The organism is Phaeovibrio sulfidiphilus (assembly GCF_014861485.1).
Classification (GTDB): domain Bacteria; phylum Pseudomonadota; class Alphaproteobacteria; order Rhodospirillales; family Rhodospirillaceae; genus Phaeovibrio; species Phaeovibrio sulfidiphilus.
On sequence record NZ_JACZHT010000003.1, the window covers coordinates 104763 to 125226 of the forward strand.

General features: G+C 65.8%; 22 protein-coding genes. 6 read left to right on the top strand and 16 right to left on the bottom strand.

The window, feature by feature from the left end; genetic code table 11:
* The first annotated feature begins 115 nt into the window (after window positions 1-115).
* A complete protein-coding gene (gene gph / locus IHV25_RS05300; RefSeq protein ID WP_192534069.1) occupies window positions 116-865 on the top strand; it encodes a phosphoglycolate phosphatase in 750 nt (249 codons plus the stop codon).
* 125 nt (window positions 866-990) lie between these two features.
* Here the strand turns inward: gph and IHV25_RS05305 are convergent, their stop codons facing one another.
* Genes IHV25_RS05305 through IHV25_RS05315 form a run of 3 tightly spaced genes read right to left on the bottom strand, consistent with a single transcriptional unit; the run spans window position 991 to window position 2738 of the window.
* Window positions 991-1494 carry a LysM peptidoglycan-binding domain-containing protein gene (locus tag IHV25_RS05305; protein ID WP_192534070.1) on the bottom strand — a complete coding sequence of 168 codons (504 nt, stop codon included), beginning with the start codon at window positions 1492-1494 and terminating at the stop codon, window positions 991-993.
* The gene (locus IHV25_RS05310) at window positions 1478-1798 is read right to left on the bottom strand and encodes a hypothetical protein (protein WP_192534071.1); all 321 of its coding nucleotides are present in this window, start codon (window positions 1796-1798) and stop codon (window positions 1478-1480) included. Before IHV25_RS05310 ends, IHV25_RS05305 begins: the two co-directional genes overlap by 17 nt.
* Before the next feature lie 4 nt (window positions 1799-1802).
* A complete protein-coding gene (locus IHV25_RS05315; protein ID WP_338048588.1) occupies window positions 1803-2738 on the bottom strand; it encodes a protein phosphatase CheZ in 936 nt (311 codons plus the stop codon).
* Window positions 2739-3075: 337 nt separating this feature from the next.
* Here IHV25_RS05315 and IHV25_RS05320 point away from each other — a divergent pair, with 337 nt between their 5' ends.
* Entirely contained in the window at window positions 3076-3378 is a 303-nt protein-coding gene (locus IHV25_RS05320; RefSeq protein ID WP_192534072.1) for a hypothetical protein, read from the top strand.
* A 276-nt stretch (window positions 3379-3654) separates the two neighbouring features.
* On the opposite strand, the gene IHV25_RS05325 is transcribed toward IHV25_RS05320, so the two are convergent.
* Window positions 3655-3894 (bottom strand): hypothetical protein, encoded by a 240-nt coding sequence (locus tag IHV25_RS05325; RefSeq protein WP_192534073.1) that lies wholly within the window; start codon window positions 3892-3894, stop codon window positions 3655-3657.
* Window positions 3895-4266: 372 nt separating this feature from the next.
* Between IHV25_RS05325 and IHV25_RS05330 the strand changes: the two genes are divergently transcribed.
* Window positions 4267-4542 carry a hypothetical protein gene (locus tag IHV25_RS05330; RefSeq protein ID WP_192534074.1) on the top strand — a complete coding sequence of 92 codons (276 nt, stop codon included), beginning with the start codon at window positions 4267-4269 and terminating at the stop codon, window positions 4540-4542.
* A 333-nt stretch (window positions 4543-4875) separates the two neighbouring features.
* Here IHV25_RS05330 and hisI read toward each other — a convergent pair whose 3' ends face one another.
* Together hisI and metC are read right to left on the bottom strand one after the other, a co-directional pair.
* A complete protein-coding gene (hisI, locus tag IHV25_RS05335; protein WP_197974961.1) occupies window positions 4876-5310 on the bottom strand; it encodes a phosphoribosyl-AMP cyclohydrolase in 435 nt (144 codons plus the stop codon).
* On the bottom strand, window positions 5297-6487 hold the full coding sequence (gene metC, locus IHV25_RS05340) for a cystathionine beta-lyase (protein WP_192534076.1): 1191 nt from the start codon (window positions 6485-6487) through the stop codon (window positions 5297-5299). Before metC ends, hisI begins: the two co-directional genes overlap by 14 nt.
* Before the next feature lie 374 nt (window positions 6488-6861).
* On the opposite strand from metC, the gene IHV25_RS05345 reads away from it, so the two are divergent.
* From IHV25_RS05345 to IHV25_RS05355, 3 genes are all read left to right on the top strand, one after another.
* Window positions 6862-7206 carry a hypothetical protein gene (locus tag IHV25_RS05345; RefSeq protein WP_192534077.1) on the top strand — a complete coding sequence of 115 codons (345 nt, stop codon included), beginning with the start codon at window positions 6862-6864 and terminating at the stop codon, window positions 7204-7206.
* A 301-nt stretch (window positions 7207-7507) separates the two neighbouring features.
* The gene (locus IHV25_RS05350) at window positions 7508-8425 is read left to right on the top strand and encodes a DUF1289 domain-containing protein (protein ID WP_192534078.1); all 918 of its coding nucleotides are present in this window, start codon (window positions 7508-7510) and stop codon (window positions 8423-8425) included.
* A gap of 326 nt (window positions 8426-8751) precedes the next feature.
* Window positions 8752-9177 (top strand): OmpA family protein, encoded by a 426-nt coding sequence (locus IHV25_RS05355; protein ID WP_242018822.1) that lies wholly within the window; start codon window positions 8752-8754, stop codon window positions 9175-9177.
* A 516-nt stretch (window positions 9178-9693) separates the two neighbouring features.
* On the opposite strand, the gene IHV25_RS05360 is transcribed toward IHV25_RS05355, so the two are convergent.
* The 10 genes from IHV25_RS05360 to nuoH form a co-directional block, all read right to left on the bottom strand.
* The gene (locus IHV25_RS05360; protein WP_192534080.1) at window positions 9694-11388 is read right to left on the bottom strand and encodes a ribonuclease J; all 1695 of its coding nucleotides are present in this window, start codon (window positions 11386-11388) and stop codon (window positions 9694-9696) included.
* Window positions 11385-12176: a type III pantothenate kinase gene (locus IHV25_RS05365; protein WP_192534081.1), complete on the bottom strand. Its 792-nt coding sequence runs from the start codon at window positions 12174-12176 to the stop codon at window positions 11385-11387. The genes IHV25_RS05360 and IHV25_RS05365 overlap by 4 nt, the downstream gene beginning before the upstream one ends.
* Before the next feature lie 107 nt (window positions 12177-12283).
* Window positions 12284-13066 carry a biotin--[acetyl-CoA-carboxylase] ligase gene (locus IHV25_RS05370; RefSeq protein WP_242018823.1) on the bottom strand — a complete coding sequence of 261 codons (783 nt, stop codon included), beginning with the start codon at window positions 13064-13066 and terminating at the stop codon, window positions 12284-12286.
* Window positions 13067-13080: 14 nt separating this feature from the next.
* The gene (gene nuoN / locus IHV25_RS05375; protein WP_192534082.1) at window positions 13081-14541 is read right to left on the bottom strand and encodes an NADH-quinone oxidoreductase subunit NuoN; all 1461 of its coding nucleotides are present in this window, start codon (window positions 14539-14541) and stop codon (window positions 13081-13083) included.
* A gap of 17 nt (window positions 14542-14558) precedes the next feature.
* On the bottom strand, window positions 14559-16049 hold the full coding sequence (locus tag IHV25_RS05380; RefSeq protein WP_192534083.1) for an NADH-quinone oxidoreductase subunit M: 1491 nt from the start codon (window positions 16047-16049) through the stop codon (window positions 14559-14561).
* A 12-nt stretch (window positions 16050-16061) separates the two neighbouring features.
* Window positions 16062-17993, bottom strand: coding sequence for an NADH-quinone oxidoreductase subunit L (gene nuoL / locus IHV25_RS05385; protein ID WP_192534084.1), 1932 nt, complete (start codon window positions 17991-17993; stop codon window positions 16062-16064).
* A 6-nt stretch (window positions 17994-17999) separates the two neighbouring features.
* Window positions 18000-18308 (bottom strand): NADH-quinone oxidoreductase subunit NuoK, encoded by a 309-nt coding sequence (gene nuoK / locus IHV25_RS05390; protein WP_192534085.1) that lies wholly within the window; start codon window positions 18306-18308, stop codon window positions 18000-18002.
* Entirely contained in the window at window positions 18308-18925 is a 618-nt protein-coding gene (locus IHV25_RS05395; RefSeq protein ID WP_192534086.1) for an NADH-quinone oxidoreductase subunit J, read from the bottom strand. The genes nuoK and IHV25_RS05395 overlap by 1 nt, the downstream gene beginning before the upstream one ends.
* Window positions 18926-18956: 31 nt before the next feature.
* The gene (nuoI, locus tag IHV25_RS05400; RefSeq protein WP_192534087.1) at window positions 18957-19442 is read right to left on the bottom strand and encodes an NADH-quinone oxidoreductase subunit NuoI; all 486 of its coding nucleotides are present in this window, start codon (window positions 19440-19442) and stop codon (window positions 18957-18959) included.
* Window positions 19443-19445: 3 nt separating this feature from the next.
* Window positions 19446-20462, bottom strand: coding sequence for an NADH-quinone oxidoreductase subunit NuoH (gene nuoH, locus IHV25_RS05405; protein ID WP_192534211.1), 1017 nt, complete (start codon window positions 20460-20462; stop codon window positions 19446-19448).
* Window positions 20463-20464: the final 2 nt, after the last annotated feature.

The window sequence follows — 20464 nt, forward strand, 5'->3', positions numbered from 1 at the left end:
TCGACGGCGCAGGTCTGGAGACGGGTTTTCAGATGGCACGCAGCGTGACATAACTGGCGCGCCAACTCAAATAAAACCAGCGGGAAGCTCTTGTGGCTTCTCAGGAAAACGGGGGATGAAAATGAAAAACAACACGGGAGCAGTCTCGGCCGGAACCCCCTGGCAGGGACAAAAATCCTTTTCCGGCCTTGTCTTCGACCTGGACGGCACCCTGATTGACTCGGTTCCCTCCCTCACCCGGGCGCTGAACACCCTGTTCGCCGAGGACGGGCTGACGCCGCTGGATCCGGCGGAAGTCCAGGCCATGGTGGGGGAAGGCGCGGGGCTTCTTGTGGCACGGGCCTTTGCCGCCCGGGATGCCGGCGACGCCAGCGGCCACGATCCGCGCCACGCCCGGCGTTTGAAGCAGTTTCTGGCCCTTTATTCCGCCGACCCCTTCACGGGAACCACCCTTTACAGCGGCGCCCGGGAGATGCTCGAGACCCTGAAAGCGAGGGGCCTGACCCTGGGACTGTGCACCAACAAGCCCGAGGCCCCCGCCCGCGCCCTGCTGGCGCACCTTGGCCTGGCCCCGTTTCTGGACGCCATTGTGGGCGGGGACACGCTTCCCACCCGCAAGCCGGACCCGGCGCCCCTGTTCGAGACCCTCCGGCGCATGGGGATTGCCCCCGCGGAGGCCCTGTTTGTGGGGGACAGCGCCACCGACGTGCGCTGCGCCCGGCACGCCGGAGTTCCGGTGGCCGTTTTCACCCACGGATATGCGCTGGATCCCCACCACAGCCTGGGCGCCGATGTGGTGCTCGAGACCTGCCCCGCCCTGCTGGACTGGCTGGAGGACACCCCGGACCGCGCCGCCGGAGCCTGAGCGCCCCCGTGGGCACCGGAGCCTGATCCGTCGCCCGGGAGCGTGGGGCATTCCCTTGTAGCAAAGCATGTCGGACCACCGCGAGCGCCGCAGGCAGCCGCAGGCGCCCGCTCGCACAGGGCGCCTCACTTGCGCGGCGTGCGGGGCACCCAGAGCGTCTGGTACGCCGAGAGGGTCGAGCCGGTCTTGAGCCAGGGATTGAGGGCCGTCAGCACCGGAACGGTGGTGCGCTCCCGCAGGGCAAAGGCCTCCAGGGTTTCCCCGCCCCGGGCCATGGCCCGCTCCACCGGGAAATCGGCGGCGGAAAGGATCTCGCGGGGAACCATGGTCTCAACGACCTCCCGTTCCAGGTCGGCGAGGCGGGTGCGCTCATGGGCCAGGTCCGCCCGGGCCCGGTCCCGCTCCTGCTCCACCAGGACAAGCTGGTCCATCAGAACCGTGCGCTCGTCGTCGAACACACGCTCCAGCGCGCGCAGGCGTTCCAGCTCGGGTGCAAGGACCGCGATCCGGGCATCACGGGCGGCCACCTGCTGGGCCATCCAGACCGCCGCCGCACCCGGAACCACGCACAGGACGAACGTCAGTCCGCCCAGAAGGACCATCACCTTCCTGTCAGCGCGCGTGATCAATGATTGCCTGCGGGCTCGGGCACTTGAGATCCTCGACACGGAGTTCCCAGTAGCGGATCTCCACCGGATCCGTGGCGGCCATCATGTTGGTGCGCAGGGTCTCGCAGCGGGAGTAGGTGTATTCCCGCTCGACGGACGAATAGATATAGGGAACGCTTGCGCCCGAGCAGCCCCCCGCCCCGACCGCCAGCGCGGCCAGAACCAGGACGCCCGGCACCCGCGCCGCCCGCCCGCCACCGGCAGCCGGATCCCGTGGGCCGGGATGGGCATGCGTGAAGGTCGTGTGTGGGGCTCGTGTTTTCATGGGCCTACCCGAACAGCGCGTCGATGTCGTCCTGGCTGAGGGCCGAGCCCCCAAGCTGCGGACCGTTGACCAGCTCGTCCCCGCTGTGGATGACCACATCCGCGGACGAGACAGGAATTTCCGTAAAGGAATCAACACCCAGAGTTTCGATGATCGTGCGCAGGCGGTCCTCGATGAACTCGAAGGTCCGGATGACGCGGGTGATCCTCTGGCCGGTGATGTCCTGGAAGGTGCAGGCCTCCATGATGCGGGTGACGTCGTGCTCGATCACCTCGACGGAGGCGAGAACCTCGGCGCTGCCCGAGGCAAAGGCGCGGATGGTGTCCACGTTGGCGTTGATGCTCTCGGTCGCCCCCAGGATCTGCTCGGTCGCCTCCTCGGTGGCGCCCACGATGGCGTCCAGCTCCAGGGTGGCGCGCTTCATCCGGTCGTCCCCGCCGACGGGGTGCTTGATTTCGGCGATCTCGCGCTTGGCGGCGGCGAGCGAGCGGATCATGCTGGCCACCTCGCGCCGCAGCAGCTGGGCGTCGTCGTCGCCCACCCCCGTGGGAAGGGCTTCGGGACCCATTGAGGGGTCCACCTGGGACGGCTGCGGTGACAGGGACGCAACGGCCGAGGGCTCGAGGGCCTCCCATGCGGCCAGCGCGTCCGCCTCGTCCTCCGACATGGGGTCCGTCCTGGGCACCGCCCCGCCGGGCGCACGATCCGTCCCGTCAGGCGTGGGGGCCGACAGGCTGCCGGTCATCCGGGCAATGTCCTCGCGAAGGGAGTTGATCGCCTCCACCAGAAGGGGGACCGTCTGGTCCGACACCACCAGGTCCGGGGTGGCCGCGTCAATCACGCTCTGGGCGGCATCAATGGTTGTCTGAGCCTGCTGCGCAAAACGCTTCTGGAGACTCTTCTCCACCGCGAACACTCGATAGGGACGTTTTGCGACCACCTTGTCCTCCTGCGTCGGGGATCTCCCGGCTCTGTTTCCTTGCACTCGGGCGCACACCGGCCGGCGCCGCCACGGTTCTATGGGACCGAACCACCAGGCCCCTGCGGGACCAACACCGCAAAGGCCCTTCGGGACCGGTGCCGGATCCGGGGCACCAAGCCCCTCGGGTCCGAGCGCGCACAAACGGGCGGGACGGCGCGCGGGGCAAGGGGTGGCAGAACACGGCCCGAAGAAACTGGCCCGGTCACCCGATCGCCCGGTGGACACACCTCTGCGGTTCCGCCCGAGTACGGACTATCGTATCATAACTTGCGGAAACGAAAAGAAACACCATCACATGATGTTAAAAATAATTCAGAGCAACCCCGACGGGCGCCCGACGCCCTCCCGGATCGATGCGTGCGAGCGCCCCGAAAACCGGCGGTATTCCCGCACCGGAGAGCCCGCGCCGTTCCCGGTTCTGGCGAAATCGCTGCGGACCCGGCGGGATGAACAGGCCCACCGGCGCGCCCGGGCCCAACGACGGCGCTGGGCGCTGCTTGTCGGCAGCGCGGCCCTGTTTCTGGTTGCGGCGGGGTTGATGACAAGCCTCTGGGCCCTGATCCGGCCGATTGTCACCTCGCCCTTCTATCCGTCCTGACGGGCGGGTACCCTCGGCGTGGGAACAGGAGACGTGTGGGTGGACAGGCGAACCGGACCCGGGGTCACGGGCTCACGCCGTCACCCATCCCGGGCGCACACCGTCACACGGGACGCTGTCGCCACTCGCCACAGGGCTGACCACGGGACCACCCGCAACAAGAGGCTCTGATCACCGCCCCCCGAACCGCCTGCCGCGTGGGCAGATCGCAACAAAACCGCCATCCCGGGAAGAGCCCGTCCGGACCGCGGCCGGGGGGCACGCATGAGGTTGCGCTCACGCCTCCGGTTCCGGCTCCCCGGCCCCGGACCCGGCCTGCCCGTACCCGCAATCGCAGGTCTCCGACGGGGACACAAGGCACATGACGTAGCCGCCCTGTGCCTTTTCCCAGCGGAAGGTCGCACCGCACCTCTGGCAGGTCTGGCTGCGGGGCGGTGGCTCCCGGCCATGGGCGCCCGGCTCCCGACCATGGGCCTGAATCGCGCGGACGGTCTCGGGCGTGATGAAGACACTCATGGGACAGACTCCCTGCGGAGGGCGAGACATCCCCGGTTGCACCGGCCCGATTCGGAAAATCGGAGGCCGACACGTCCGGCGCCTCTCGCCTGACCCGTCAAGGGTACCGCCCCGGCCCCGCCGACACAATTAAAAAGCCGGAAAAACAACCCCAAGATGACAACTCGCGCTCCAAAGGCCGTACCCGGCACGCCCCCTGCCGGAGCGGACGCGAAAAAGCCTGGATCTCACGCGCACACTTTGTATTAAGTGTTTTTTGGTCTTATGCTGGGCGTCGCACGCTCCCCCATGGCGGCACCTGTCGTGAGGGGCGCGCCGTTCGGACTGCACCCCTGTTTCCTTTCTGATCGCCTTTTTCCGGAGTCCCCGCCCGTGTCGATCTTCAACCTGGTCAAGACCTACTTCCGCCGCCACTCGGTCAGCCCCATGGACCGCTTCGAGAAAGCGGAAAAGAACGGAACAAGCGTCTGGGTCGTGGACGAGGTTATCAATGTTCCCGACATGCCGCCCCATGTCCGGCTGATCCGGCAGTGGAGCGGAGCGACCGAGTTCCGGACCGTTGCGGTGGCCGCCCTGTTTGACGAGACCATCTACCGTCCCCTGCCGCCCCTGCTGAGCGGTGAGGACGCCCCCCGGGAGCAGAACTGACCGGCCGCTGCGACCGTTCCGGCCATTCCCCCGGTTGACCGGCCGTTCCCGCGGCTGAGCCGGCGCCCCCGGCCCCGCTCCGCCCGCCCGGCGGACGGCCCTCGCACAACCATCGTGCCTGAAGCCCGAAAGCCGCACTTTACCCGGGGGCCAAAAGAGCCGCGCTTTCCCCGCGGCCCGAAAACCGCGCCTTGCCCGCGGCCCTGGGGCCCTCATGGAGCCACCCGGTCATCCCCTGTGCGTCCGGGCGCCCCGGCGGCCGCCCTCCCGGGGCAGCTGCGACGGGGCCCGCCGCAGGGGCCACTGTCCTCAGCCCTGACCTCAGCCCTGACCTCAGCCCTTGGCCGCGTCCCCGTAGAGAACCGCCGGATCCACCTCGGGAGCACACAGCTCCCGGACGTTTCCGCTCGGGTCGATCTCCAGGTAGAAGCACGAGCGCCGCCCGGTGTGGCAGGCGACACCCTTCTGGTCCACCTCCAGCAGCAGGGTGTCACCGTCGCAGTCCAGCCGGACCGAAAGGACGGTCTGCATCTGGCCCGACGTCTCGCCCTTGCGCCAGGGCCTCCCCCGGGAGCGGGACCAGTAGACGGCCCGGCCGGTTTCCAGGGTCTCGCGCAGGGTCTCGCGGTTCATCCAGGCCATCATCAGAACCTCGCCGGTCCCGGACTGGGTGGCGATGGCCGGTATCAGGCCGTTGCTGTCAAAACGCACCCGCTCCCAGAGCGGTGCGGTGTCGGACACTCCCATGGTGCTCTCATCCCTTGCCATGTGCCTGTGCATCCCGCAGGCGCGCGAGGCCGCGCTCCAGGTCCAGGATCAGATCCTGCGGGTCCTCAAGCCCGATATGCAGACGCAGAACCGGGCCGCTGTAAGTCCAGGGAACAGCCGTGCGCCGGATATGCCCTGTGGTCACAAGGGCGAGACTTTCGTAGCCTCCCCAGGAAAAGCCAAGGGAAAAAAGCGAAAGCCCGTCCACCATGTGCCGCACGGCGGCCGCGGGTGCGGGTTTCAGCATCACCCCCATCAGCCCTCCGGCCCCGGTGAAATCCCGGCCCCAGAGCGCATGCCCCGGATCGCTCTCCAGGGGCGGGTAGAGAACCCTCTCCACCTCGTCGCGGGTCTCGAGCCAGCGGGCGACCTCCAGGGCATTGCGCATGTGGCGCTCCAGCCGGACGGACAGGGTGCGCAGGCCCCGCAGGCCCAAAAACGCCTCCTCCGAGCCGCAGGCATAGCCGAAGCTGCACAGGGTCTCCTTGATGCGCTCATAGAGCCCCCGGTCGTTCAGGGCTGCCGAGCCCAGCATGGCGTCCGAATGGCCCACGATATACTTGGTGCACGACTGGATCGCGATATCCACGCCGCGCTCCAGAGCCGGGAAGCCAAGGGGCGAGGCCCAGGTGTTGTCCATGACCACCAGAGCCCCCGCCTCACGGGCCACCCGCGACAGGGCCGGAATGTCCTGGACCTCGAAGGTCAGGGAGCCGGGGGACTCGCAATAGACGACCCGGGTTTCAGGGCGGATCAGGTGCCGGAGTCCCTCCCCGGCGCGGGGGTCGTAATACGTGGTCGCCACCCCGAAGCGGGCCAGATGGGTGTCACAGAAATCCCGGGCCGGCTGGTAAACCGTGTCCGCCATCAGCAGATGGTCGCCGGGCCGCAGGATCGCCAGAAGCGTCCCCGCAATGGCCCCCATGCCCGAGGCGGTCACGACCGCGTGCTCCGCCCCCTCCGCCGCCGCAAGCGCCTGCTCGAGCGCCAGGGTGGAGACGGTGCCGTAGCGGCCGTAATAGGGCCGGTCGAAGCGCCGGGCCCAGGCCGCATCCAGATCCTCGACACTCTCGAAGGCAATGGTGGAGGCCCGGTACACGGGGGGATTGACGGCCCCCTCGAATCGCACGGAGTCGCGACCGCCCCGGGTCACTGCCGTGTCCTTTTTAATAGCCATATGAGGGTATCCTGACTGAAAAACCGGCTCCCGGACCCGGCTCGCAAAATCGTTCAGAAAACCGGGACAAGATCCCGAACCGAAAGGAAAAAGCGTTGACTTTCAAACCGGTCACACTCAACACGGGACAGACTGCGGTCGATTTCTGTGGCATCTTCACCCGCAAAAAGGTACAACGGTATGGACTTTATATCCTGTTGGTTGTCCCCCACACACCCCCACACCCGAAAGAGTGCGCAGTGTGACCGATGATGCCGCACTCACGGGTCAGGACACGGCCTGGAGTCTATCCTCGAATGACCGAACTCTCGTCCCCCGCAGCATCCCCCGGCGTCCCGCCCGGGGTATCGCGACTGTCCGAGCCGGAAGGCCGGATGTCCCCGCCCCGGAAAAAGTCCACCGCGCAGAACGCGGTCCTTCTCTTTCACTCGCTTATGAAACACCGTTACGGTCCGAAATGGAACACGGATGTGTCCGCTCCGGCCATTGCAGCCGTGGCCCAGGACGTGGCCCAGGGATTCGGCGGGGCCCCCAGAGACATCGAGGCCGTCAATTTCCTTGCCCGGGGAGACCGGCAGTGCCGCTGGCGCTTCCCCGACGGGTCTGTCGCCCTGTCGTGCCCCCGGGGCCTGATCGCGGACTGCCGGGCCCGCGCCTGGTCGCCCCGGTCTGCAGAACGCGGCGCTCCCCGGCAGGAAACCGCCCGCCCGCGCGCCTGACAACGACCGCCGGCCGACCAGGGCGCTGAAACTGGCACCGGCACCGGCACTGACATTGCCACTGACACCGACAACGGGCCCGGACCCTGACCGGGCCCTTTCCTTTTGTCCGGCCGGGTCCGGCCGGGCAGCGCCAGCCGCAGCACCGGGCACCGCCGGGCAGCGCCAGCCGCAGCATCGGGCACCGCCGGGCAGCGCCAGCCGCCGCCCCTCCAGACCCGGCGGGCCGTTTTTCCCCTTGCGTGAACAGCAAAAAACGTGCGCAATTGGGCAGTTCCCCTTCAGCCCGAGGAAGACACCCATGACTGTACTCATGCCCTCACCGTGCGTCGGACTGTGCGAGATTCCCGATGACGGCCTCTACTGCAGGGGATGCGCCCGGACCCGGGACGAAATCGACGGCTGGGGAGACCTGGGTGCCGAGGAAAAATCCCGGATTTTCGAGGCCCTGGTGCAGCGGCGCAAGGAGACCGGATTCGGGGTTCCGGTTCTGGGCCTGCCCATGGCCACCCTGGACCGGCTGTTCCTGGAATCCCTGGACGACCCGAAAGCGCGGTGGTCCATCGGTGTGCCGGGCGCCAACGCCACCTTCTGCCCCTCCGAGGGCAATGTGGCCATCTCGCCCCGCCTGTGGGAGTACGGCGGCTATGCGGTGGGCGCCTACGGCGGCATCCGCGTTGTGCTGGACCACCGGGGCAAGAAGATCAAGGCCATCGGCACCACGGATCCGGAAACCGGCAGCCTGTCGCGGATCGACCTGTGCCTTTACGAGAACCGGGCCTTCATGTCCCGGCGCACCGTGCTGACCGAGATCGGCTGGGACACGGAGGCCCTGAGGGTGCGCGACCGCCCCTCGATCCTGTTTGACCTGGGTCTTGGCATTTCGCACATCGACTACTGCATCCGGGTCGAGGACGACGAGACCATCCGGGAGTTGCGGGCCTGCGCCGGTCGCTCGGTCTTTGAGCCGGACTCCCCGGTCCCTGCCCTGCTCCAGGAACGCACCCGGTCCCAGCGAGTCCTGCTGACCCGCCTCGGCCGCATCGAGATCTGGGGGGCTCTGGGCGAGCCCGGCCTGGGCGACAGCGTCTGCACCGGCGAGTTCTTCGACCTCAAGCTCTTCCAACCGGACGTTGATCGTGTCTCCGATTCCCCTGTTCCGCCCACCTTGAAGCCGGTCATTTCCCTTCGTCCGGGGCGCCGGGTCGGCCTCTTTTGAGACCGGAGCGTGATTTTTGGCCCGATTCGCGCCGACTCCGGGCAGAAATAGCCTGCAACTTCACGAGAAAACAGCTTTTCTTTTAACCAAAAGCGGGAAAAGCTGGCCAATAACACCTTATTTTGTGTATCGTATCCTTAAAGGCGCAACTCTTTGAGGAATTCTAAAAGAGGTATCGCCCTAGACTTTTTTCTGTTAGCTTTTGTTATCCCCGGAGGTAGATACGGCCCGGCGCCATAGGGGTCCATGTCTATCTTCCACTGCGTGGCATGGGGGCGTTGCCTGCGGCTCGACCTCAATGCTCTGGATCCACAGTCGAGGTAAAAATGAAAAAACTTGCTACTCTGATTGCTGCGGCCGTCGTCCTCAGCGCCTGCTGCAAAGCGCCGGTCACCGCGATGCCTGCTGCGTCCCCGGTTCCCCCGGAAAGCTACATGGTCTTCTTCGACTTCGACAAGTCGAGCGTGACCCCGGAAGCCGCCGGCATCATCGCCGCTGCTGCTGAGAATGCGAAGACCGCCGGTACCAGCGTGATCTCCGTCACCGGCCACACCGACACCGTCGGCTCGCAGACCTACAACATGAAGCTGTCCCTGCGTCGTGCCGACGCCGTCAAGGCCGAGCTGGAGCGCAACGGTATCCCGCGCTCGCAGGTCGCCGTGTACGGCAAGGGCAAGGCTGACCTTCTGGTCCCGACCGGTGATGGCGTGCGCGAGCCCCAGAACCGTCGTGCTGTGATCGTTCTCGAGTAGTTTCGGGGCTCACGCCACGAACACTTGAGAGGAACGTGCGCAACGTTCCAGAAATCCGGGGGAGCTCGTCAGGGTTCCCCCGGTATTTTTTTGCCCGAATGCCAGCGAGGCAGCGGTGCCCCGGAGCGTGTCAGGGCGGATTGCCGGCGAGGCAGCGGTGCCCCCCGGAGCGTATCCGGGCCCGAGCGAAGACCTGTCAAAGCACGACCGCAGACCTGCCAGGGCACGACGGCGGAACCGGACAGAGCGGCATTCCGGGTGCACCCGGCACTGCGCAAAGAGGGCGCGGACCGAAGTCCCCCTGCCCGCAGACGCACCCCCGGATGCACGGCGGCCCGGAGCCAGCCCGCGAAGCCGGAATGCCGAACCAGAACGCCGGAGGCCGCCAAAGAAAACAGGCCGCACCGGATACCCGGCACGGCCTGCTTCGTATTCATTGCTGGCGGTCCCGGAAACTCCGAAAAGCCCGCACCGGATGTGCGCCATCCCAAGGGTTTCCCCCCGACCGCAGCGGCCCTAGGCCCGGAACACGTGCACGTCCACCATGGGCTTGCGGTTCTGGAGAATCCTGAAGAACCGGCGCACACCGATGCGGACGGTCTCCGCCATCAGGCGGTCGTCCTGCCGCTCGGCGGGCTTGGCGTGGGCCACGATCCGGGCGATTTCCTGATACAGGTCGTCCATATCCTCGTCGTCGTCCCGGGGATCCAGAAGACCGCGGGCGGACACCGCCGGCTCGCCCCGCAGGTGCCCCTTGCGGTCCAGCAGCAGGGACACCACCAGGGATCCGGAGAACGCCATCTTGCGCCGATCGCGCAAAAGCTCGCTCTCAAGCGGGATCAGCCGCTCGCCGTCCAGAGCCAGGCGCCCGGAGAAGACCCGCCCCACAACCGACGGGGGCGACACATCCAGACGGGCCACATCGCCGTCAAAGGCCTCAAGGACGTGGCGGGCGCCCAGGGCATGGGCCTCGGCCGCGTGCTCGTTCAGGTGCATGGGCTCCCCGTGGACCGGCAGCACGATCTGGGGCCGGAGCGCCTCGTACAGTGCCCGCACCTCCCGCGCGCCCGGATGCCCGGACACGTGGATCAGGGCATCCTGCGCCGTGATGAGGGAGACGCCCTTGCGCGCCAGCTCGTTTTGGACGTCCAGGACCGCACGCTCGTTCCCGGGAATGACCCGCGACGAGAACAGGACCGTGTCGCCCGAGTCCAGCCGGACCCAAGGGTGGGCGTCCATGGCGATGCGCCGCAGGGCGGCTCTCGGCTCGCCCTGGGAGCCGGTGCAGATGTGAACCACCCGGTTGCGGGGCAACTGGGCGCTCTCCTCGTCCGTCAGGAACCGGGGCGCGTCCTTCAGGTAGCCGACCGAGCGGGCCGTCTCCACCATGCGCCACAGGGAGCGGCCCACCAGAGCCACCTCCCGGCCGTTTTCCCGGGCCGCGATGGCGATGCTCTCCACGCGGGCGATGTTCGAGGCAAAGCAGCCCACAAGGATGCGCTTGTCCAGACGTCCGAACAGCTCGATCAGGGAGCGGCGCACCTCGCCCTCGGAGCCGGTGGGCTCCTTGTTGAAGATGTTGGTGGAATCCCCCACCAGGGCCAGAACGCCCTCGTCACCGATTTCCCGCAGACGGTCCTCGTCCACCGGGGGGCCCACCAGGGGCTCCGGATCGTTCTTCCAGTCCGCCGTATGGAACACGGTGCCCCGGGAGGTGCGGACCACAAGGTGGCTGGCCTCCGGCGTCGAGTGGGTGGTGGACACCAGCTCCAGCTCGAAGGGCCCCACCCGGAACGCCTCGTTCTGGGGCACCTCGATAATGGTGACCTCGTCCATCACGCCCTCGTCCTGGAGCTTGCGGCGCAGGAACGCGGCGGTGAACGGAGACGCGTAGACCGGACACTCCAGGTCGGCGATCAGGTAGGGAACTGCGCCGATATGGTCCTCGTGCACGTGGGTGATCACGATCCCCTCGAGGGCCTCCCGGCGCTCCTCGATGAACGTGGTGTCCGGAAGGATCAGGTCCACGCCGGGCGAGGTCCGCTCGTTGCCGAACATCAGCCCCAGGTCCACCAGAAGCCACCGCCCGGCCGTGCCGTACAGCGTGGCGTTCATGCCGATCTCGCCGGCCCCGCCCAGGGGAACGCAGTAGAGGCCGTCCTTCTCGAACCGGGGGACGCGGATTTCCGTCTGTGTCTCGCCCCGGCTCATTCCCCGGACTCCGCGCGGGCGGCCAGCGTGCGCTGGTGGATGATGACAAGACCGCGCAGGGTCAGGTCCGGGTCCACGCCGTCCAGAACATCGGTGGCGTCGGCGAACAGGTTTGCAAGTCCTCCGGTGGCAATGGCTTTCATCGGCCGTCCAAACTCTCCCATGATACGGCGCACAACGCCCTCCACCAGGCCCACGTGACCGAGATAGATCCCGGACCGCATGGCCTGAACTGTCGTCTTGCCGATCACCCTGCGGGGACGGCCAATGGCAACCCGCGGCAGCTGGGCCGAGGCCCCGTGCAGCGCCTCGAGGGACAGGTTCACGCCCGGGGCAATGGCGCCGCCGTGATAGTTGCCCTCCTCGTCCACCACGTCGAAGGTGGTGGCGGTGCCGAAGTCCACGATCACCAGGGGGCCGCCGTAGCGGGCATACCCCGCCACCGCGTTCACCAGGCGGTCGGAGCCGACCTCCTCGGGGTGATCGGTGAGAACCTTCATGCCCAGCTCGACGCCGGGCTCGCCCACCACGATGGGCGTGCAGCGGAAATAGATGTGCGAGAGAAGCCGCAGCGCAAACACACAGGCCGGAACCACCGAGGCAATAATGCACGCCTGCACGTCCTCGGGGCGCAGGCCGTTCAGCCGGAACAGCTGATAGAGCCAGATGCCCAGCTCGTCGGCGGTCGAGTTGACGTTCGTGGCAGCGCGCCACTGGCCGCGCCGCGTCTCGCCCTCGTACACGGCAAAAACGCTGTTGGTGTTCCCAACATCAATCACAAGAAGCATGAGTGTCCCCGGAAAACAAAGGCCTGACCCCGCAAAGTGTGTACCACCTTGCGCGGCGTCCTGCCAAAACAGAATGCACGTTGCGTCCCTGTCCCTCGTCCGATGTCTCACATCCCCTGGAAAAAGACGTCACCGGCTGAAATATAGTGCTCGATCGTCACGCCGTCATCGCCTGTCAGCGCAAGGCGCCCCGTCGTGTCCAGTCCGCCGAAGTGGCCGCGAAGAACCTGCCCTGCCCCCAGACGCACCTCCACCGGCTCGCCCAGCCCCATGGCGCGGGACAGCCAGGCCTCGCGCACCGGACCAAAGCCCTGGGTCCGCCACACGGACAGCCAGCCGCACAGGCAGTCCGCAAGAACCTCCAGCGCCGCCGCCGGCGAGACCTCGACGCCGAAATCCGCAAGCGCCGCGGCAGGATACAGGGAGGGCGTGTCCGGGGCCAGAGCCAGATTGATCCCGATCCCCACAATCAGCCAGGGAGACGGCTCACCGCCCTCGCCCGGCCCGCGGGCCAGCTCCAGCAAGATGCCCGAGACCTTGGCCCCCTGACAGAAGATGTCGTTGGGCCACTTGCAGCGGGGCTGGGAGGCCGGACACAGGATCTCCAGAGCCCTGGCCGTGGCCACAGCCGCAACGAAAGACGCCTCGGCCGCCCGCGCCGGATCGGCGGGAGCGCGCACAAGACAGCTCTGGTAGAGATTGCCCCTGGGGCTGGACCAGCCGCGGCCCATACGTCCGCGGCCGCCCGTCTGGGACAGGGCCCAGATGATCTGGCCGTCCGAGGCCTCGCCCCGCTCCACCCGCTCGCGGGCGGTCCGGCTGGTGCTCTCCAGTTCCTCGAAACAGGAGAGCGACCAGCCCGCGGGCAGGACCGGCGTTTCGCCCTGCAAATCGCCGGTCCGGCTCAGAACAGCGCCGCCGCAGCGTGCTTCAGAAGCGCATCACCGGCAAACTGGGCCGACGTCACAAGCCAGTCCATCCCCAGGAAGCCCAGAAGCACAAGGGCCGAGCCCCCGAACAGGACGCTGGAGTTGACCCGGGAGGTGAACTCGTCCAGGGGCGTGCCCACCTCGTCGAAGTACATGATCTTCACGATGCGCAGGTAGTAGAACGCACCAATCACCGAGGTGACCACACCGATAATGGCCAGCGTGTAGAGCTTGGCGTCAATGGCCGCCATGAACACATAGAACTTGCCGAAGAAGCCCGCCAGCGGAGGAATACCGGCCATGGAGAACATGAGCACGGTCACCGCCGCCGCCGCCCAGGGAGCCGTGCGCGACAGGCCCGCCAGATCGGACAGGCGTTCCACCGGCTGCCCGCCCTGCCGCATGGACAAGATCAGGGCAAAGGTGGCCACGTTCATCACCAGATAGATCGCCAGGTACACCAGCATGCCCCGGATCCCGTCGTGCGTTCCGGCGGTGATACCGATCAGCGCGTAGCCCACGTGGCCGATGGAGCTGTAAGCCATCAGACGCTTGATGTTGGTCTGGGCAATGGCCGCAACCGCCCCCAGGGACATGGACAGGATCGACAGAACCAGAAGAACCTGCTGCCAGTCCTTGATCCAGGGGCCGAAGGGATCGACCATGACCCGGGCGAACAGGGCCAGGGCTGCGATCTTCGGCGCCACCGCGAAGAAGGCGGTGATGGGGGTGGGAGCGCCCTCGTAGACGTCGGGGGCCCACATGTGGAACGGAACCGCCGACACCTTGAAGGCAAAGCCCGCCGCAACGAACACGAGACCGACCACGATGCCAACGGGCCGCGCGCCGTCCGCCGCCACATGGGCGATACCGGCAAAGTGGGTCGTGCCCGCAAAGCCGTACACGAGCGACATGCCGTAGAGCATCACCGCGGACGCAAGCGCGCCCAGGATGAAGTACTTCACACCGGCCTCGGTGGATTTGGCACTGGTGCGCTGGTAGGCCGCCAGAATGTAGAGGGCGAACGACTGGAGCTCGACGCCCATGTAGACCGCCATCAGATCGTTGGCGGACACCATCACCATCATACCGACGACGGCGAACACCACCAGAACCGGGAACTCGGCCTGAAGGGCGTCGTCCCGGCGGAACCAGCTCTCGCTCATGGCGAGGACAATCATGGCCGAGGCCAGCACAAGGATCTTCGCAAAGCGGGCAAAGGCGTCGTCAATGAAAAGGCCGTTCAGGCCCTCCTGAACCGTGGTCCACCCGGCCATCAGGCAGACCAGGGCCAGGGTCACCCCGAAACCGGCAAACGCGAGCCGCGAGACCAGGGCCCCCGCATCCTTGCGGACAAAGGCTCCGATCACCAGAAGCGCCAGGCCGAAAACCGCGAGAACGATCTCCGGCGTGGCGGGCACAAGATTAATGTCCATCCGTCTTGCCCTTCGGGTTAACGCGCGGCCAGCGCGGCTTGATAGTTTGTAACAAGGTCGTGCACCGAAACCCGCATGAAATCAAGGAAGCTGTCCGGAGCCACACCCATCCACAGGACGATGGCCACCAGAGGCACAAACATGCCGATCTCGCGGGCCGACAGGTCCGGCATCAGGCGCGCGTCCTCGCGCACCGCCTTGCCCATGAACACCCGCCAGTACAGGTACAGCATGTAGGCCGCCCCCAGAATGATGCCGGTACCCAGCAGCAGCGCGACCCAGGTGTTGACCCGGAACACGCCGGACATGATCAGGAACTCGCCCACGAAGCCCGAGGTGCCCGGAAGCCCGACCGACCCCAGCAGGAACACCATGAACACCAGCGCGTAGCGGGGCATGGTGGTGGAGAGGCCGCCGTAGCGGGCGATCTCGCGGGTGTGCAGGCGGTCATAGACCACGCCCACCCCGAGGAACAGGGCGCCGGACACGATACCGTGGGACAGGGACTGCACCAGAGCGCCCTCAATGCCCTGAATGGTGCCCGAGAAGATACCCGCCGTCACAAAGCCCATGTGGGCCACGGACGAGTAGGCAATCAGCTTCTTCATGTCCTCCTGGGCCAGGGCCACAAGGGAGGCGTAGATCACCGCCACCACCGACAGGCCGAACACGAGCGGCGCAAAGTCCGCGCTCGCAAGCGGCAGCATGGGGAGCGAGAAGCGCAGGAACCCGTAGGCGCCCATCTTCAGCAGCACACCGGCCAGGATGACCGAGCCCGCCGTCGGGGCCTCCACGTGGGCGTCCGGCAACCAGGTGTGCAGGGGCCACATGGGAACCTTGACCGCGAAGCTCGCGAACAGGGCCAGCCAGAGCCAGGTCTGCATCGCCGCCGGGAAGTGGTGGGTCATGAGCGTGGGAATGTCCATGGTCCCCGCGCTCAGGTACATCGCAAGCAGGGCCAGAAGCATCAGCAGCGAGCCCGCAAGCGTGAACAGGAAGAACTTGAACGCCGCATACACGCGCCGCGGACCACCCCAGACGCCGATGATCAGGAACATCGGGATCAGCACACCCTCAAAGAAGATGTAGAAGAGCACGAAGTCCAGGGCACAGAACATGCCCACCATCATGGTTTCCAGGACCAGGAACGCGATCATGTACTCCTTGGCGCGCTCCTTGACCGTGTTCCACGAGGCAACGATGCAGATCACCGACAGCAGCGTCGAGAGCAGAACGAACAGCACGGAAATGCCGTCCACGCCCATGTGGTAGCCGATGTTGTAGGCCGGCAGCCACTGGACCCGTTCCTCGAACTGGAAGCCCTGGTGCGCCGGGTCAAACCCGAACCACAGCGCAAGGGACAGGAGAAATGTGAACGTGGTGGTCAGAAGGGCCACGTTCCGGACATTCCGGCTCAGGTGTTCCTGATCTCCGCGCACAAGGAGGATGCCCAGCACCCCGACAAGCGGCAGAAAGGTAATGATCGAAAGTAGCGGAAAAGCGCTCATCGAACCCTCGTCCTATCGGAAAGCGGTCATCAGAAGCCAGGTGACGACGCCGGTCAGACCGAAAATCATCACGAAGGCATAGCGGGACACCAGGCCGTTCTGGATCCGGGAAAACACGCTGGCGGCTCCCGACGTGATCCGGGAGAGGCCGTCCGGGCCAAGCCCGTCAATGACAGCACGGTCTCCGGTCTTCCAGAACAGGCGGCCGATGGCGAAGGCCGGACGAATGAACACAGCGTTGTACACCTCGTCGAAGTACCACTTGTTGAGAAGGAAACGGTAGGCCAGCGGGAAGGCTCCGGCCACGCGACCCGGAAGACAGGGCTTCCAGACGTAGAACACAACGCCGGCCAGCACACCGAACAGCGAGCACACCAGCGGCGCCAGCTTCACAAGAAGCGGCACGTGGTGGGCCAGGTCGGTCACGTCTCCGGGGGTGCCCACGATGGAGCCGGCCCAGAAGGCAAAGCGCCCGTCGCCAACGAAGGAGTTGTAGCCGAGAACACCGGCCAGAACGGCGCCCACCGCAAGAAGCACCAGCGGCAGGGTCATGACGCGCGGGCTCTCGTGGACGTGGTCCATGACCCGCTCGTCCGCCCTCGGCGCACCGTGGAAGGTCAGCGCGATCAGGCGGGTGGAGTAGAAGGCCGTCAGCGTCGCCACCACAATGGCCGCATAGAACGCCACATCCGAGTGCCACCCCGAAGCCGCATAGGCCGCCTCGATAATGGTGTCCTTGGAGAAGTAACCGGCAAAGGGCCAGATCCCCATCAGGGCCAGCGAGCCGATCCACATCATGGCATAGGTCAGCGGGATCAGCTTCCAGATGCCGCCCATCTTGCGCATGTCCTGCTCGTCACTCATGGCGTGAATGACCGAACCGGCGCCAAGGAACAGCAGGGCCTTGAAGAAGGCGTGGGTCATCAGGTGGAAGATACCGGCCCCGAACGCGCCCACACCCAGAGCAAAGAACATGTAGCCCAGCTGCGAGCACGTGGAGTACGCGATCACCCGCTTGATGTCCGTCTGGGTGCAGGCCACGGTCGCGGCAAAGAAGGCCGTCGCGGCGCCGACCACGGTCACCATCGTCATGGCGGTGTCGGACAGGGTGAACAGGGGCGACATCCGCGCCACAAGAAACACACCGGCGGTCACCATGGTGGCGGCGTGGATCAGGGCGGACACAGGCGTCGGGCCCTCCATGGCGTCCGGCAGCCAGGTGTGCAGGCCGATCTGGGCCGACTTGCCCATGGCGCCCAGGAACAGCAGGACGCACGCCAGCGTCATCACGTTCCAGTCGGTCCACAGGAAGTGGACGGTGTGGTGGGCAATGGACGGGGCAACCTCGAAAATGGTCGCGAACTGGACCGAGCCGAAGTGCCAGAAGATGCAGAAGATGCCCATCAGGAAGAACAGGTCGCCAACCCGGTTGACCAGGAAGGCCTTGACCGCGGCGGCGTTCGCGCTCGGACGCTCGAACCAGAACCCGATCAGCAGGTAGGACGACAGGCCCACACCCTCCCAGCCGAAGAACAGCTGGATCAGGTTGTCCGCGGTCACCAGCATCAGCATGAAGAAGGTGAACAGGGACAGGTAGGCCATGAAGCGCGGCACGCTCCTGTCCTTGGCCATGTACCCGACCGAGTACACGTGCACGAGGAACGAGATCGTGGTCACCGTGGTCAGCATCACCACCGAGAGGGTGTCAATGCGCAGCGCCCAGTCGAAGGCAAGAGCGCCGGACGAGGCCCACGTCATCAGGGGGAGGACAAAGCCCTCCCCGGCCGGAACGATCTGGAAGAACAGAAGCCACGAGCACAGGGCGGACAGTCCCAGCCCCGAGCAGGTCACGACCGATGCCACCCGATCCGAGAAGGACCGGGACAGCAGGCCCACCAGCGCGGCCGTGAGCAGGGGCAGGAAGACGGTGGTAACGGCAAGCATCGGTTCCTACCCTTTCAGCTCGTTGATGTTCTCGACCGCGATGGTCCCGCGTGCCCGGAAGAACGCCACAACGATCGCAAGGCCGACGGCGGCCTCGGCGGCCGCAACCGTGAGAACAAACATGGTGAAGATCTGCCCGCCCAGATCCTGGAGATACGCCGAGAAGGCGACCAGGTTCAGGTTGGCGGCAAACAGGATCAGCTCGATGCACATCAGGATCAGAACCAGGTTCCTGCGCCGTGCGAAGATGCCAACCACACCGATGGTGAACAGGATGCCCGACACCGTCAGATAGTGAACAAGAGAGACAGTCATCACGAAATTCCCTTGCCGTTCTCAACCCGGTTCATCTTGAGGGTCTCGGACTTGCTGCGGGCAAGCTGCACCGACACATCCTGGCGCTGGTGGCGCTGGCGGCGGAAGGTCAGCAGAACCGCACCGACCATGGCGACCAGAAGGATCAGGCCCGCCGTCTGGAACAGGAAGATATAGTCCGTATACAGGATGCGCGACAGGGCCACGGTGTTGCTCACCGTCGAGAGATCCGGCGTCGGGCTGGCCCTCAGGGCCTCGGCCTTCGGCGAGACGGACCACTCGCTCAGCATCACGAACAGGTCTCCCAGCAGGACCGCGCCCACGGCCAGGCCCACCAGAAGCGTCTGCTTCGAGCGCAGCGCCGGGCCCGTGAAGTCGAGATCCAGCATCATGACCACAAAGGTGAACAAGATGGCCACGGCGCCCGCATAGACGATCACCAGCACCATGGCGAGGAACTCGGCGTTCAGCAGAACGAACAGGCCGGCCCCGTTGATGAACACCGTGATCATCCAGAGAACCGAATGAACGGGATTGCGGGACACCACCACCATGAGCGCGGACACCACGCACACAATGGAAAACAGATAGAAAACAGCGTCAACAGCGAGCGTCATCAGAGAGCCCCCCGGTTCAGATGGTCCTGTCTCATCGGTACGGTTCATCCTTCTCAAGACGCATGACAAGGACCGGCTCCCAGCGATCCCCGTTCGCAAGAAGCTTCTGCTTGCTGTACATCAGCTCCTCGCGCGTTTCCGTTGAATACTCGTAGTTGGGCCCCATGACGATGGCGTCCACCGGGCAGGCCTCCTCGCACAGACCGCAGAAGATGCACTTCGTCATGTCCAGGTCGTAGCGGGTCGTGCGACGGGAGCCGTCGGCCCGCGGACTGGCCTCGATGGTGATGGCCTGGGCGGGACACACCGCCTCGCAGAGCTTGCACGAAATGCAGCGCTCCTCGCCGTTCTCGTAGCGGCGCAGACAGTGCTCGCCCCGGAAGCGGTGCGACAGCGGCGCCTTCTCGTACGGATAGTTCAGGGTCACCTTGGGCCGGACGGTCATGTACCGGAAGGTCAGCCAGAAGCCGGAGACGATATCCGTCAGAAGCCAGGTTTTGATCAGTCTCTTGAACATCCCTTACGCCCCATACTCAGGCCAGAGACCCGTGAAGAAAAGAACCGACGCGGTCAGAACCAGCCACAGAAGCGACAGCGGAAGGAACACTTTCCAGCCCAGCCGCATGAGCTGGTCGTACCGGTATCGCGGCAGCGTGGCACGCGCCTGGATATACACAAAGAGGATCACCGCCATTTTCAGGAAGAACCAGACAATGCCCGGGATCCAGGTGAACGGTGCCATGTCCAGCGGGGGCAGCCAGCCGCCCAGGAACAGGACGACGCACACACCGCTCATGAGGATCATGTTGGCGTACTCACCCAGGTAGAAGAGCGCGAAGCCCATGGCCGAGTATTCCACGTGGAAGCCCGCCACGATTTCCGCATCCGACTGGGGAAGGTCGAACGGCACACGGTTGGTCTCGGCCATGATCGAGATCACAAAGAGCACGAACATGGGGAAGTGGATCACACCGAACCAGACGCCCTTCTGGGCCAGCACGATGTCCGTCAGGTTCATGGAGCCCGCCGTCAGGATCACCGAGATGATGATCAGGCCCATGGAGACCTCGTAGGAGATCATCTGGGCGGCCGACCGCAGGGAGCCCAGGAACGCATAGCGCGAGTTCGAGGCCCAGCCCGCCATCATGACACCGTAGATGGCCAGACCCGACACCGCGAGAATGTAGAGCATTCCCACGTTGATGTTCGAGACGACCCAGCCTTCCTGGAAGGGGATCACCGCCCAGGCCACCAGGGCCAGCAGCAGCGTCAGCATGGGCGCCATGAAGAACACAAACCGGTCCGCGCCCGTAGGCACGATGGTTTCCTTGAACAGAAGCTTGAAGGCGTCGGCGAACGGCTGCAAAAGCCCAAGGGGGCCCACAACGTTGGGGCCCTTGCGCATCTGCATGGCGCCGATGACCTTGCGCTCCACGTAGGTCAGATAGGCGACGGACACGATCAGGGGCGCGACGATCGCGACGCACTGAAGGATCCACGTGATCCAGACCCCGGCGGGGCCAAAGAGTTCCTGCATTG

Bases quoted from the DNA above. Each gene is read 5' to 3' on its own strand.
- nuoN (WP_192534082.1), bottom strand. From the start codon at position 14,541: ATGGACATTAATCTTGTGCCCGCCACGCCGGAGATCGTTCTCGCGGTT.
- metC (WP_192534076.1), bottom strand. From the start codon at position 6,487: ATGGCTATTAAAAAGGACACGGCAGTGACCCGGGGCGGTCGCGACTCC.
- IHV25_RS05395 (WP_192534086.1), bottom strand. From the start codon at position 18,925: ATGACGCTCGCTGTTGACGCTGTTTTCTATCTGTTTTCCATTGTGTGC.
- IHV25_RS05360 (WP_192534080.1), bottom strand. From the start codon at position 11,388: ATGAGCCGGGGCGAGACACAGACGGAAATCCGCGTCCCCCGGTTCGAG.
- nuoH (WP_192534211.1), bottom strand. From the start codon at position 20,462: ATGCAGGAACTCTTTGGCCCCGCCGGGGTCTGGATCACGTGGATCCTT.
- IHV25_RS05325 (WP_192534073.1), bottom strand. From the start codon at position 3,894: ATGAGTGTCTTCATCACGCCCGAGACCGTCCGCGCGATTCAGGCCCAT.
- IHV25_RS05345 (WP_192534077.1), top strand. From the start codon at position 6,862: ATGTCCCCGCCCCGGAAAAAGTCCACCGCGCAGAACGCGGTCCTTCTC.
- nuoK (WP_192534085.1), bottom strand. From the start codon at position 18,308: ATGACTGTCTCTCTTGTTCACTATCTGACGGTGTCGGGCATCCTGTTC.
- nuoL (WP_192534084.1), bottom strand. From the start codon at position 17,993: ATGCTTGCCGTTACCACCGTCTTCCTGCCCCTGCTCACGGCCGCGCTG.
- IHV25_RS05355 (WP_242018822.1), top strand. From the start codon at position 8,752: ATGAAAAAACTTGCTACTCTGATTGCTGCGGCCGTCGTCCTCAGCGCC.
- hisI (WP_197974961.1), bottom strand. From the start codon at position 5,310: ATGGCAAGGGATGAGAGCACCATGGGAGTGTCCGACACCGCACCGCTC.
- IHV25_RS05380 (WP_192534083.1), bottom strand. From the start codon at position 16,049: ATGAGCGCTTTTCCGCTACTTTCGATCATTACCTTTCTGCCGCTTGTC.
- IHV25_RS05365 (WP_192534081.1), bottom strand. From the start codon at position 12,176: ATGCTTCTTGTGATTGATGTTGGGAACACCAACAGCGTTTTTGCCGTG.
- IHV25_RS05350 (WP_192534078.1), top strand. From the start codon at position 7,508: ATGACTGTACTCATGCCCTCACCGTGCGTCGGACTGTGCGAGATTCCC.
- IHV25_RS05320 (WP_192534072.1), top strand. From the start codon at position 3,076: ATGATGTTAAAAATAATTCAGAGCAACCCCGACGGGCGCCCGACGCCC.
- gph (WP_192534069.1), top strand. From the start codon at position 116: ATGAAAATGAAAAACAACACGGGAGCAGTCTCGGCCGGAACCCCCTGG.
- IHV25_RS05310 (WP_192534071.1), bottom strand. From the start codon at position 1,798: ATGAAAACACGAGCCCCACACACGACCTTCACGCATGCCCATCCCGGC.
- nuoI (WP_192534087.1), bottom strand. From the start codon at position 19,442: ATGTTCAAGAGACTGATCAAAACCTGGCTTCTGACGGATATCGTCTCC.